Source organism: Microbulbifer mixtoriginis (SeqCode), from assembly GCF_052467945.1.
In genome coordinates this window covers 3181677-3194326 of sequence record NZ_CP174328.1, presented here as the reverse complement: position 1 = coordinate 3194326, position 12650 = coordinate 3181677, and the positions used below count along the sequence as shown (strand labels likewise).

The window sequence follows — 12650 nt, the reverse complement described above, 5'->3', positions numbered from 1 at the left end:
ATATGTAGTGATTCATTTAGCTCTCTATCAAATCTTTAACCGTTTACAAGCTTCTCAACAGGTTAGTGGGGTGGCATCTTTAAGAGAACAACAGATTATTGGCTGTGACTTAGCTTGTTCTGAGTCGTTTCGGTAGAGTCATCAATAGGCTCTTGCTGTAATTTCATTGCTCTTTTCACAAGGTTTTGGAAGTTTGAACACTCCAGCTGATTGTCCTCTGGGCAATTTGCCACATGCCTCAAACCATCGCGCATGGCTTCCAAGCGGCGGATATTCTTATCCACTGCATCGGCCTTTTCGAGCAATTGCTCCCGATCGATATTGGGTTTTCCGTTGTATGTAAACATACTAGCGATCTCATCGAGAGAGAAGCCCGCATAGCGTGCCAGAGCTATTAGAGAGAGCTGCTCTAGCACACTGATATGGAAGACTCTGGCAATACCTCGTCTACTGATAGATTGGATCAGACCCTTCTCCTCATAATATCTAAGGGTAGAGGAGGGAAGCCCACTGCGCTTCGCGACTTCGCGAATATCTATATCCTGTTGACCACTCATCTGTATTGACCTCAAGCAGACTTGAAGTTGTATCCTAGTTTTCACTGACCCCGCTGGCAACCCTTCATTACTTAGTGGGTAGAGCCTGGAAGAGAAATAGAAGTTGTGATAGATCTGATGCCTTATTGGCTCGTGTCTTTATCTTTATATCGATTAGACTCCAAATAAGTTTCTTAATGCTGCTTTATTTTAATGATTGCTAATCTCAGAGTCATCAGAGGTTGCTCTAATTACGGGGGGTATTGATGCTAAGCCTGGGATTATGACTTATTGCCTTGAGTGCGATTTGCACCAATATCTTGCTCTTTGATCTATTAGTTTTTTTCTCTGTGTTTTTTTAATGTTTTTTTCTATTTTGTCATATGGTGGGAAACAGTTGCTAGGTAATCCTGGTTGTCCTTTAAGGGTAATTCGAATGAGGCTCAAGCTGGGCTGTAGGTTGAAGGTATCAGTTCGATAGCCGATTCAGTTGTAAAGGTGGAGTTGAGGCTGAATGGGAATTGAGAGTTTTACCAGAGATTTTCTATTGAGGCTCTAGCCCACTCATAGGGAAAGGGAGGGCTGTAAAGCTGGATTGTTGGAAGTACGGGAGGAATTGCTCTGGAGAATAATATTGGCCCATTTGTTTTTTTACATTTGCCGACAGCCTGAAATATATAAATATGGAAGAAATATGCAAAAAATTATCTGTGGAATGATATTGATGTGCTTTTTGTGTATTGATTTGTCTGTTTTATTAAAAATTAAATTTCTATTTAAGATGGGCTGGGTTGGCTCTAGGCTGAGGTGTTTCTCATATGCTTTGGAATAGCTTTCCTATTTGCTTCCGCTTCCTAGTACTTTATGCGTGTTTTGAGGTAGCTGTTTTGTAAAGAATTGTTTTTTATGCTGGGAACCATTCTGAGAAGGTTCTATCGAATTTGCAGTGTATGTATGGGGTTTTGGCTATAAAGCGCAGAAAAATTTTAAGTATTTGTTGAAGGTATCACATGGCTCAGTTTATCTGTGCCGAAATGAGAGTCTAATTGGATAGGAATATTATTCCTCTCAATGCCTGGGGCTAAAGTCAGATGGTTTATAAATTCTGACCACATAATTAGAAATTGAAAACCCACTATAGAGTTTAACGATAAAATCTTAGCCCGCACTTCTTGTAATAACACTAGCGTGCTGCACTACCTCCTTGCATACATCCATTTTTGAATAGAACCCTAAAAATGAATAGTGGAGACTCTATGAGCCACCTTTTTATTCGTACAGCGATTGCTTCGGCATTGATCATTGGTGCCCAGGCTGTGGCAGCCGATCAGCCCGCAGAAGACTATGTGGAAGGCCAGCATTACCGGGGAGGTAGCCAAGTTTGCTATGGCGGCGATCTTTTTAAAGCGCAGTGGTGGGCTACTGCAGAACAGCGTCCAGCTGAGGCCCTGACTGCGCAGAACACCTGGGATTCCCCCTGGATCGTGCAAGAAACAGGAGTCTGCGACGCCTCTGATGATAGTAGTGACAGTGATCATTCCGATAATCACAATGACAACGACAATTCTGATTCCGGAAATTCTGCTGGTTCAGGTAATTCCGGCAGTGATGGCTCCAGTGACGCAGCCGCTTACCAATCCGGCCAAAGCTACCGCAAGGGCAGTGAAGTTTGCTATGCCGGCGATATTTTTGTTGCGCAATGGTGGGCAAATGGCAGTGACTTACCCTCTGATGCACTGACAGCGGAAAATAGCTGGGATTCACCATGGGTTCGCAAAGAGGCCGATGGATGTAGCGTTAACGATGATAACAATGGAAGTGAAAACGGCGGGGACTCTGGCGGTAATAACGGCGGTAATAGTGGAGGAGATACCGGTAACAACGGCGATACCGGCAATACTCCGATCTCTCTCAACCTGTCTACTTCACAAACACAAGTGACTGGTGGAGGTACGGTGCAGCTCAGCGCTAGTGCTTCCGGCGGTGATAGCACGCTCAGTTATAGTTGGGCACAGCTCTCACCGAGCGCTCCTGAAGCGGATATTGCCTCAGCGACAAGCGCCTCGACTTCTGTGACTCTACCGGCCACAACCTATGATGTGAACTTTGTTTTTAGTCTGATTGTCAGCGATGGTGAAACCAGTGAGGAGGCGCAGGTTACAGTGCAAAACCTCGCCATTGACGCTGGTAACGGTGATGACGCCAATGATAATGGCAACTCAGGTGGTGCAGTGAATGCGGTGATCTCCGCCTCTGCCAATAGTGTGGGCTGTACCGGCAGCATTACTCTGGATGGTTCTGACTCTACCGGTGGTAGCGGTATGAGCTATATCTGGAGCCAGACAGGTGGCCCTTCCATCAAGCTCTCAAACTACGTGGGTAGCTCCACTCAGGCGGTATTGTCTGAGGTTTACAGCAATGTGACCTACACCTTCCAGCTGACGGCTACCGATTCCTCTGCGGCCAGTGACGTTGCAGAGGTAAGCATCAATCAAACGGGTTGTGCCTCCGCAAGTGGTCATGTCATGGGCTTGAGTGAACTGAAGGCGGAGGAGAGTGCCCGTACCACTGATTCGCTTCTGCAAGAAGTGAAAAATACTGTTGAGACCCGAGATAACGCGATTGTGGAAGCGGTTCAACCCGGTCGCAGTGCCAACCCGACAAATGTTCAGCGTGTTGAGAGTATTATTTCTGAGGATACCTGGGACTATTTGTTCCCCCTGCGGGCCGATGCATACACTTACACCAGTTTCCTGCGCGCAGTGGCCAAGTTTCCTGCTTTTTGCGGTGACTACACCGATGGTCGCAATTCCGATGCTATTTGCCGTAAAGCGCTGGCAGTAATGTTTGCCCATTTTGGCCAGGAAACCGGTGCCCATGCGGCGGCCTGGGATGAGCCGGAATGGCGTCAGGGTCTCTACTGGATTCGTGAGATTGGTTGGACTGAGGAAACCTCCGGTGGTTATGGCGCCTGCGAATCCAGCAGCAGCTGGGCGGCGGATGTATGGCCCTGTGCCATCAATGCCGATGGCGGTTACAAGAGTTATTTTGGCCGCGGTGCCAAGCAGTTGAGCTGGAACTATAACTACGGGCCTTTCTCCCAGGCTATGTACGGTGATATTTATACACTGCTGGAAAATCCGGAGCTGGTTGCGGATACCTGGTTGAATCTGGCGAGCGCTATTTTCTTCTTCGTGTATCCACAGCCGCCCAAGCCGAGCATGTTGCATGTGGTTGATGGGACCTGGGAGCCTAATAGTGTTGACCGGGCCAATAACCTGAGTTCCGGTTTTGGTGTCACTACCAACATTGTGAACGGCGCTATCGAGTGTAGTAAGGGTTCAGAGGACGCTCGCTCTCAGAATCGCATGAAATACTACAAAAGTTTCACCGACTATTTGGGCGTGAATATTCCTGTGGATGAAGAGTTGGGATGTGCCAATATGGGTCAGTTTGAGACCGGTGGTGCAGCCTCCCTGAGTATCTATTGGGATAAGGATTGGGGCTGGTCTGCCGACAATCCCAATAATGAGAGTTTTGCCTGTCAGTTGGTGAACTATCAAACCGCCTACTCCGCACTGAATCAAGGCGATTACGCTAAATGTGTAGAGGGTAATTTTGATATGACTATCGATTACCAAAACTAACTAATAGTGGCGATAGTGGCGACTTAAAATCTGGGGCCGTAAATATGCGGCTCTTTACTGATCAGTGGGCCCGGTAGCAAGTATTGCTACCGGGCTTTGTACAGATAATTTTTATACAATCTGAAGCCAAAGCAAGTTTTTCGGCAATAAAAAATTGGGTTAAGAGTTTTCGTCCAAGACCTGCTGTACCAGTGCAGAATCCACATAGGCAGTGCCTTCAGTAATTAAGCCATTCTCAAATTTAACAATCCAACAGTAGGTATTGTTGTATCTTCTACCATTTAATGCGATGCAGGTGCTCTCCATTTCAACCACTGCATAGTCCCCGTCGATTAGTATTCGCTTGACCTCCATCATTACCTTACCTCCTTGGAGTACCTTGCCAATTCCATGGAAGGCACGCTCGACCAATTCTTTCTTGGAGGAATATTCACCAGCCATAGCATGGGTGCCCTTTACAACCCAGTGCACATTGTTCGCAACGCGCTCTAAAAATGGTTGGGGGTCGGTACGGAGAGCGTTGAATACCTCTTCGACAGTTTTCCGTTCGAGCATAGCGGTAGCTCTCCACTAGATTAAAATTAATAGTGTTTTCGATAAAGTGCTGGCAGATATGAATATAGCGCACGGGGATCGTATATGGTGTAACAGTAAATGGTGAGTACAAAAAGACAGCTAGGGTGGTTGCTATAGAATAACAGCCCTATTACTTTTGCCTGGCTCGACTGTAAGTGTAGTCTGGCCTAAATCTTTAACTATGACGGTAAATCGCTTTAAGTAAGCGGGGTTATATCGTAAGTGTGAGTCATTGTAGTTACAGTGTGTACACTGGATGTTATTCACAGTTGGCACTGAGATCTATATATTATTTTTTGTTCGTTCGTAAAAGTCCGACTTCAGGCGCAGGCGACTACTTTCCGCCTCTGCCTAGCGCTGAAGTCGGTTTACTGCATTGGATCGGCTTTAGCGGCGGATCAGTTCCAGAACAACTTAATAGAACCCTTCCCAAACCACTGTTAATGGCACTACTGCTTGTCTTTACCTAGGTGCCGGTCGATGGCGGAGTTTGAATCAGGATGGGTTTCACTATTCTCATCCTGATGAATTAAATTCATGGCGCATAGGATTAAAATCTGAATTCTACTGCCTCGTTCTCACTGTGCCGTGAGATACCCTAATTCATTTCTGAGAGTAACTTTCCGGACTCACCTTGTTACATGGGTAAGTGTTGGTGATAAAACGGGAAGGCGGTATGAGAGAGAAGTGTAGAAATCCTGGGAAGAAAGTAGGAGGCTATTGGGTGGCTACGGTTTATAAGGGGGTTTTCTCAGTAATATAGGACTTTGTTATCAGTAATTAGATTCCAGCTCCTAAAATGTCAAATTGAACCCTCTCCTTTAAAGTTTGAGATCAACTTTTTACTTCTAAAATTGTGAATAGATTGAGCCGATAAATTCAGCTATTGGCAGCCTGGAGTACCTATGGCAGCGGCAAAAGAGGCACTTTCAAAAAAGCAGATCATTGCTCTAACCGCATTAACCTTTGCGATTTTTCTAATTGCCAATGACTTTACAGCTTTCTCTGTGGCAATACCGGCTATGCAGAGACATTTCCAGGCAGATATTTCTACGATGCAGTGGGTAATTAACGGTTATGCACTGGTATTCGGTGTGTTGATTGTCACCGGAGGTCGCCTGGCTGATATGTTTGGGCGCCGCCGTCTGTTTTTTATTGGCAGCAGTATTTTTATTCTGTTTTCTCTATTGGGTGGCTTTGCGGTGAATGTCTGGATGCTATTGGGCAGCCGGGCGCTGATGGGGGTGGGTGGGGCCTTGATGTGGCCGGCAATTCTTGGGATGACCTATCAGATTATGCCGGAGGATCGCGCTGGACAGGCTGGTGGTTTGATTATGACAGTTTGCGGGTTTGCCAATTCGGTTGGGCCGCTACTCGGAGGCTTGCTTACTGATTTCCTTAGTTGGCGTTGGATATTTCTTATTAATTTCCCTATTGCGCTTATCGCTATGTTGATTAGCTGGCGAGTAATTGATGATGACAGCCCAGAAAAATCTGGTGAGCAGGTGGATTATGCAGGAATTATTTTCTTGTCGATTTCTTTATTAACACTCTTGCTGGCTCTGGATTTTGTTGTGGATATGGGCTTGAGTAGCTCCTTGGTTTTGGGTTTGCTTATCGTTTCTGTTATTACATTTTGTTCTTTTTCCTGGGTAGAGGCTCATGCGAGGGTAAGCCCACTCATCCCTGCGGATGTGGCAACAAATGGGCGATTTTTTACTGTGGGCATTACCACGCTGTTACTCTCCGTGATTTTTGTCTCGATGTTGCTTTATGTGCCACAATTTTTAATAAAAGAATTAAAACTCTCCGCTGTCTGGTCTGGTGCCGGCTTGCTGCCGGTTATGATTACTTATGGAATTATTTCCTATGTTGCTGGCAGGCTATATGCCATGCTTGGGGCCAAAGTGATTTTGTCAGCGGCAGCTATCTTTCTTGGTGGAGGGATGTTTTTGTTATCGAACCTCTTGGAGCACACCCGTTATTTTCATTTAGTACCTGGCTTAATTTCTCTAGGAATTGGGCTGGGTCTATTTTTTCCCACCATTACCACTGCTGCTGTTACTGCAGTGGGCCCTGATCGAGCTAGCCTTGCTGCAGCCCTGATTTTTATGTTTCAGATTATTGGTGGGGCGATAGGACTGGCAATGAATACCACCATAGTATCCTTGGCCCCGAGCTTAGCCACAGGTATTGATCGTGCGTTTGTGGTCAATGCTTACTTGGCTTTATTGGCGCTGCTGGTATGTGTTTTGTTTGTACGAGGAAAGCCTGCAGACAACAAAATGTAAAATATAAATCCTAGTTGTTTAATTGTTGATATTTCGGTGTTTATAAATTTTATCGATAGCCAGTGAGGATTCTTTGCATAAAGTTATTGGCTTACTAACTTAAAGTTGAACTTTAAGTTAGTGGTTTTTTGCTGGGGTTGCTTTTTTGTCAATCATTATTTGATTTTTTTATGGGGAAAATGCCCGCTTTTTGTATAGGGTTATAAATTTTAAAAACTATGCCCCTTGCCTATTAACTAATAGGGTTGATTGGGGGAAAATAAGCGGAGTGCTCAATTCTTAGAATGGACTCTCAGGTGTTAATTCACATTGTGGTGAATCATCAGGCTGGCATTACATTGGGCATTGAGTAGAAACGGGACTTATTGGTGCTGCCCCCTTTCTTGGCTCCTGCGTTTAAATTGCTGATTTCGAAACAGTGATAATGGCGTTGTGCAGTGCGTGTTAACTGTGAATGGAGGCTTGTGAAGGCAAATACCTGCCCCGGGAGAATTAACCTCCCTTTGTTTAAGGAGAAAAGATTGTGATACCCATTGTCGACCGCGCGAGCGCGGAATCCATCGCCCCTTTCTGGCGCATGCCTTTTCGACCTTTCTTTTGGGGTGGTGCCCTGTGGAGCATGATTGCATTACTGATCTGGCAGGCCTCTCTGTCCGGTTGGCAGCTGCCCGCCCTACGTGTGGGGGTTGCCTGGCATTCCCATGAAATGTTGTTTGGCTTTGCCGCGGCAGTAGTGGTGGGCTTTTTGGGTACCGCCATGCAAACCTGGACCGGAATTCCCTCACCAAAGGGGACTCAGCTAATAAGCCTGGTGGGTTTATGGTTGCTGGCACGCCTGGGATATCTCTTTGCGGCAGTGCCTCTGTGGATGCCGGTCGTGGCCGAGGTGTCTTTCTTCCTGCTGGCTGCATTCTTGTTAGGGGCGCGTGTACTGCGCACCAAACAATGGCGCAACTTATTTGTACTGCCGGCTATGTTGGCCTTTGCTGGACTGGCGGCCAGCCACTGGTTGTTACCCGCTGCGCAGAGCCGGGTGGCGTTGATGGCTCTGCTCTTGGTGACGGCGATTATTTTGGTGATTGGTGGCAGGGTTATTCCTTTCTTTACTGCGCGACGTTTCCATTTGAGCCCGCGTGAGAAGTTACCCATTGTGGAATGGGGCACGCATATTGCGGTCGTACTCCTACTGCTTAGTGTGGCCTTGGATCTGCCCAAGATAGTTTGGGCATTGCTGGCCATTACCCTGGGTGTTTTGCAGCTGGTAAGAGTGTTGCGCTGGCATCCCACCAAGATCTGGGCGGAGCCCATGGTTTGGTCCCTACACCTCAGTTATTGGTTGGTGATTTTGGGTTGTTTTCTCGTCGCTTTGGCCTGGAGTGGAATCGCACCCGCTTGGCAGAGCCCAGCGCTACATGCTTTTGCGGTGGGTGGCATTGGTGGTTTGATTCTGGCTATGACCAGTCGTGTGAGTTTGGGGCATACCGGCCGTATTTTACAGGCGCCGCGTCTTATGCCGTTGGCGTTTGCCGCACTGGCGTTATCCGCCCTGGCCCGTATTTTCTGGGCGCCGGCTCCCAGTGGCTTTCTCGCTGCTATTGTTGCCTGGGTGCTGGGTTACTCACTTTTCCTGATTTACTACACCCCAGTTCTATTTCAACCCAGAGTAGATGGTCACCCAGGCTAAAACTTACAAAAGGTTGTGAGGTGCTGCTTTGCTTATTTGCAAGCGGCACCGTTGTTCCTTTCAGGGGGTGTCGGCTTTATCAACCTGGGGGAAACCATCGAGTTCTGGTACTTTGCCAAGGTCCTTGTCCCAATCGGCTTTACTGGCCATAAAGATATGTGCATTGGGTCTAATGGTTATAGGGCTGTTAAGGCTGCCAGCGGGCACTGCCAGTAATCCTGCTTCTTTGTCGGCAAAGGGCAGGGCGGATCCGCATTGACCGCAGAAGCTTTTTACGTGTCGGGTTGAAGGGAGTTTAAAGACCTTGATGAGTTCTTCCCCGTGGTTCCAGTGGAGCTTGGCCGAGGTGGAAAAGAGGCTGGCGGCATGGGCGGAACCAGTGTCTTTACGGCAGTGGTCGCAGTGGCAAAGGAAGAAGCTTTCAAAAACCCCCTCCACTGTGAACTGGACTTCATTACAGAGGCATGAACCTTTGTGATTCATTTTTTTCTCCATTTATTTTTTTGTGGCAAAGGATTTTTTGCGCGTGAAATCTGACGATCGTGCAGTGACTAAGAACTACTTGTCCTTTTCGACTACATCAATCACGCCGCTAAGGTATGGCACCGCGTTGCCGGAGATGATCACTCGCTCTCCATCAAGCTGGCAGTGTAGCAGGCCTCCGCGTTTTGAGGCTTGGAAGGCTATCAGGTTTGATCTTCCCAGTTTTTCTCCCCAGTAGGGTGCCAGTCCAGTGTGAATGGAGCCGGTTACTGGGTCTTCAGCACCGCCATTGTTGGGCCAAAAATACCTGGATATAAAATCGTATTGCCTAGATTGTGCGGTGACTACCACATCATAGGGAGCGAGTTTTGCCAGCCTGGCGGGGTCCTGCTGCAGTTGCAGAATATCCTCTTCTTCAGCGTAAATGGCAAAGTAGGCTTGATTGTTGCGCAGAACTTCTCTCGGTGTGATCGATAGCCCTTCGAGCAGATCACAGGGAATGTTAGCTAAAGGCTGTGGGGTGCGGGAGGGAAAATTCATAGCAATCAGGCCGTCCCCTCTGTGAGTGATATGCATCTCACCGACTGTCTCAGCAAATAAATCCAAAACCTTTAAATGTGGGTGCTTTCGAAAGACTACAAAAGCAGAGGCCAGGGTGGCGTGGCCACAAAAGTCGATTTCGGTTAACGGAGAAAACCAGCGGATATGATATTCGCTGTCGCTACGCTTGAGTAGGAATGCTGTTTCCGAGAGATTGTTTTGTGCGGCGATGGATTGCATCAAGGATTTGCTGAGCCACTCTTCAGTAATGATCACCGCTGCAGAGTTGCCTCCAAATTGGGCGCTGGCGAAAGCGTCGACGATATCGATTTCTACCTGCATATACGATCCTTTGTATGTGCCTATTCTCTTGTTGCGCCTGCCTTGAGATTTTCTGATTTGTATCAGTTGCCCCGCTGTTACTCCAGCATACAGTGAGCTTCGATCGGTCGATAACAAAAGTTATTTATCACAAGCAGAAATTGAAGTGGGATGTTCTAGGGGGGAGGATGCTGCACACAGATGTCGCGATTGTAGGGGCGGGCCCTGCGGGTCTGGCTTTGGCGCTTATGCTGGCTGCTCGGGATTGCAGGGTAACGTTGCTGGAGCGCCAGGATGATGAAATGCTGGCGTGTCCAGCGAACGATGGGCGGGAAATAGCGCTCACTCACAAATCCGTAAGATTGTTGCAGTCTCTAGGAGCTTGGCTGCGGCTGAAGCCCGAGGAGCAGAGTTCGCTGCAGTCTGCGCAGGTGGTGGATGGCGATTCCCCCTCTAGTCTGGACTTCGATACTCGGGGGCGAGGTCCACTGGGCTTTATTGTGCCCAATGCTGCAATTCGGCGGGTGCTTTATGAAGCGGTGCGTGAGGATAGCAATATACAGCTGCTGCCTAATAGCAAGGTGATTGGCACACGTTGCGAAACGAGTCGGCGACTGGTACAGCTTGAGGGGGGGCAGGTTGTTACTGCGGCCTTGTTGGTGGCGGCGGACAGCCGCTTTTCTGAGGTTCGTCGTATGGCTGGGATTGGCGCAGATATGCGCGACTTCGGCAGGGTTGCGGTGCTAGGTCCGGTGCGCACAGAGCGGGAGCATGGTGGCGTTGCCCGGGAATGTTTTCGCTACGGTTCAACCCTTGCTCTACTGCCAATGTCCGATGCGCAAACCTGTTCGGCGGTAGTGACGGTATCCGCCAATTGTGCTGAGGAAATGATGGCCTACAGCGATAGGGAATTTGCGGCCCATGTACAGAGAGAGAGCGCAGGGGCTCTTGGGGCTGTTGAGGCGTTCAGTAGGCGCCATTGTTACCCACTGGTGGCAGTTTATGCCCATCGATTTCTTGCTGAGCGCTTTGCCCTGGTGGGAGATGCTGCGGTGGGGATGCACCCAGTTACCGCGCACGGTTTTAACCTGGGCTTGGCCGGCGCGAATACTCTGGCTAGCCAATTGCATAATGTAACGCGGCTGTATCAGCCGGCGGGGCTCTCCCTTGCATTGTCTCGCTATCAGGCTCAGCACCGTTTGGATTCGCACCCTATTTATACCGGTACTAACCGGGTTGTGGACCTTTTCACCGATGATCGACTTCCAGCGAAATTATTACGCAGAGCGATATTGCGTATCAGTGAACATTTTCCACCGGTACGGCGTGCCATAGTGCACCAGCTCACCCGCTAAACAACAAGGCTTGATGTGATGAATACACACAGGGCCGAGGCATTGGAAGTAAGAATCGGCACATGCAGCGGGCTGTATTTGCGGGATTTTCTTCCTTTTCTATACTGATCAGCGAGGTATATCTGAGGCTGTTACCGACTGAAGGGGAAAACAAATGCCAATTGTGGCTTGACTCATGGGGACGCTAACCATAGAATGCGCAGCCTCTTGAGTGGTTGGGCTGGTCCCGCCGCAGGGAAACAAAGATCAACCAGGCTTTGTTTCTCGGAGTTGTTGCGGGGTGGAGCAGCCTGGTAGCTCGTCGGGCTCATAACCCGAAGGTCGTAGGTTCAAATCCTGCCCCCGCTACCAATTTTGCTTTTAGCAAAAACTTTGATGTGCATTTGTTGTTGCGGGGTGGAGCAGCCTGGTAGCTCGTCGGGCTCATAACCCGAAGGTCGTAGGTTCAAATCCTGCCCCCGCTACCAATTTTGCTTTTCTATAAAAGCTTTGATGCGCATGTGTTGTTGCGGGGTGGAGCAGCCTGGTAGCTCGTCGGGCTCATAACCCGAAGGTCGTAGGTTCAAATCCTGCCCCCGCTACCAAATTTTGCATTCATGCATACTGGCTGCATGAATGTGCGGTCAAAGCCCCGTCAGGGGCTTTTTCGTATCTGCAAGAAAAGTTGCAGATAATTTTCGAAGTGGGCCGCAGGCCCATTTTTTGTATGTGGTGACGTAAATGGCGAGCAAACGCGAATTGCTGGAAGAACTTCTGGCGCCGGTGGTGGCATCGCTGGGGTGTGAACTGTGGGGGATCGATTATCAGACCCATGGTCGCAACGCGCTGCTGCGCATCTATATCGATTCTGAAAATGGCATAGGTGTGGAGGACTGCGAGAAAGTCAGTCGCCAGGCCAGTGCCGTACTGGATGTGGAAGACCCCATTAGCGGTAGATATACCCTGGAGGTCTCCTCCCCAGGACTAGACCGTCCCCTGTATAAGCTGGAGCAGTACGAGCGTTTTGCCGGTGCCCAAATCGAGGTGCGCCTGCGTATGCCGCTCGACGGTCAGCGCAAGTGGCGCGGCCTGCTGGCCGGTGTGGAAGGGGATGAAGTCGTTCTGCGCGTGGACAGTGAAAATGAATACCTGCTGCCGATCGACAGCATCGAGAAAGCAAATATTATTCCCCAATTTACCAAGTAACCTGTAGGAGCCTGAGCTCAGGCGATTTTGAG

Annotated in this window: 9 protein-coding genes and 3 tRNA genes; 8 read left to right on the top strand and 4 right to left on the bottom strand. The window is 48.7% G+C overall.

The window, feature by feature from the left end; all coding sequences use genetic code 11:
* Nucleotides 1-95 precede the first annotated feature (95 nt).
* Nucleotides 96-557 (bottom strand): helix-turn-helix domain-containing protein, encoded by a 462-nt coding sequence (locus ACJJIJ_RS14025; protein WP_444910403.1) that lies wholly within the window; start codon nt 555-557, stop codon nt 96-98.
* Nucleotides 558-1792: 1235 nt separating this feature from the next.
* Here ACJJIJ_RS14025 and ACJJIJ_RS14020 point away from each other — a divergent pair.
* Entirely contained in the window at nt 1793-4183 is a 2391-nt protein-coding gene (locus ACJJIJ_RS14020) for a chitinase (protein ID WP_444937662.1), read from the top strand.
* Between the two features lie 159 nt (nt 4184-4342).
* Here the strand turns inward: ACJJIJ_RS14020 and ACJJIJ_RS14015 are convergent, their stop codons facing one another.
* A complete protein-coding gene (locus ACJJIJ_RS14015) occupies nt 4343-4738 on the bottom strand; it encodes a nuclear transport factor 2 family protein (protein WP_444887098.1) in 396 nt (131 codons plus the stop codon).
* Nucleotides 4739-5664: 926 nt separating this feature from the next.
* Between ACJJIJ_RS14015 and ACJJIJ_RS14010 the strand changes: the two genes are divergently transcribed.
* Both ACJJIJ_RS14010 and ACJJIJ_RS14005 read left to right on the top strand, forming a co-directional pair.
* Nucleotides 5665-7050: an MFS transporter gene (locus ACJJIJ_RS14010; protein ID WP_444937661.1), complete on the top strand. Its 1386-nt coding sequence runs from the start codon at nt 5665-5667 to the stop codon at nt 7048-7050.
* A gap of 523 nt (nt 7051-7573) precedes the next feature.
* Nucleotides 7574-8734, top strand: coding sequence for an NnrS family protein (locus ACJJIJ_RS14005; RefSeq protein ID WP_444937660.1), 1161 nt, complete (start codon nt 7574-7576; stop codon nt 8732-8734).
* A 60-nt stretch (nt 8735-8794) separates the two neighbouring features.
* On the opposite strand, the gene ACJJIJ_RS14000 is transcribed toward ACJJIJ_RS14005, so the two are convergent.
* Both ACJJIJ_RS14000 and ACJJIJ_RS13995 read right to left on the bottom strand, forming a co-directional pair.
* Nucleotides 8795-9217: a GFA family protein gene (locus ACJJIJ_RS14000; protein ID WP_444937659.1), complete on the bottom strand. Its 423-nt coding sequence runs from the start codon at nt 9215-9217 to the stop codon at nt 8795-8797.
* A 75-nt stretch (nt 9218-9292) separates the two neighbouring features.
* A complete protein-coding gene (locus tag ACJJIJ_RS13995) occupies nt 9293-10099 on the bottom strand; it encodes a PhzF family protein (protein WP_444937658.1) in 807 nt (268 codons plus the stop codon).
* 167 nt (nt 10100-10266) lie between these two features.
* On the opposite strand from ACJJIJ_RS13995, the gene ubiM reads away from it, so the two are divergent.
* From ubiM to rimP, 5 genes are all read left to right on the top strand, one after another.
* Nucleotides 10267-11433 (top strand): 5-demethoxyubiquinol-8 5-hydroxylase UbiM, encoded by a 1167-nt coding sequence (gene ubiM, locus ACJJIJ_RS13990; protein WP_444937657.1) that lies wholly within the window; start codon nt 10267-10269, stop codon nt 11431-11433.
* Nucleotides 11434-11707: 274 nt separating this feature from the next.
* Nucleotides 11708-11784: transfer RNA gene (locus ACJJIJ_RS13985), tRNA-Met, on the top strand.
* Between the two features lie 39 nt (nt 11785-11823).
* A tRNA-Met gene (locus tag ACJJIJ_RS13980) sits at nt 11824-11900 on the top strand.
* Nucleotides 11901-11940: 40 nt separating this feature from the next.
* Nucleotides 11941-12017, top strand: a tRNA-Met gene (locus ACJJIJ_RS13975).
* A 136-nt stretch (nt 12018-12153) separates the two neighbouring features.
* Nucleotides 12154-12618: a ribosome maturation factor RimP gene (gene rimP, locus ACJJIJ_RS13970; RefSeq protein ID WP_252083179.1), complete on the top strand. Its 465-nt coding sequence runs from the start codon at nt 12154-12156 to the stop codon at nt 12616-12618.
* The last annotated feature ends 32 nt before the right edge of the window (nt 12619-12650 follow it).

Excerpts from the sequence above, each read along its gene's own strand:
- ACJJIJ_RS14025 (WP_444910403.1), bottom strand. The coding sequence starts at position 557 with ATGAGTGGTCAACAGGATATAGATATTCGCGAAGTCGCGAAGCGCAGT.
- ACJJIJ_RS14020 (WP_444937662.1), top strand. The coding sequence starts at position 1,793 with ATGAGCCACCTTTTTATTCGTACAGCGATTGCTTCGGCATTGATCATT.
- ACJJIJ_RS14015 (WP_444887098.1), bottom strand. The coding sequence starts at position 4,738 with ATGCTCGAACGGAAAACTGTCGAAGAGGTATTCAACGCTCTCCGTACC.
- ACJJIJ_RS14010 (WP_444937661.1), top strand. The coding sequence starts at position 5,665 with ATGGCAGCGGCAAAAGAGGCACTTTCAAAAAAGCAGATCATTGCTCTA.
- ACJJIJ_RS14000 (WP_444937659.1), bottom strand. The coding sequence starts at position 9,217 with ATGAATCACAAAGGTTCATGCCTCTGTAATGAAGTCCAGTTCACAGTG.
- ACJJIJ_RS13995 (WP_444937658.1), bottom strand. The coding sequence starts at position 10,099 with ATGCAGGTAGAAATCGATATCGTCGACGCTTTCGCCAGCGCCCAATTT.
- ubiM (WP_444937657.1), top strand. The coding sequence starts at position 10,267 with ATGCTGCACACAGATGTCGCGATTGTAGGGGCGGGCCCTGCGGGTCTG.
- rimP (WP_252083179.1), top strand. The coding sequence starts at position 12,154 with ATGGCGAGCAAACGCGAATTGCTGGAAGAACTTCTGGCGCCGGTGGTG.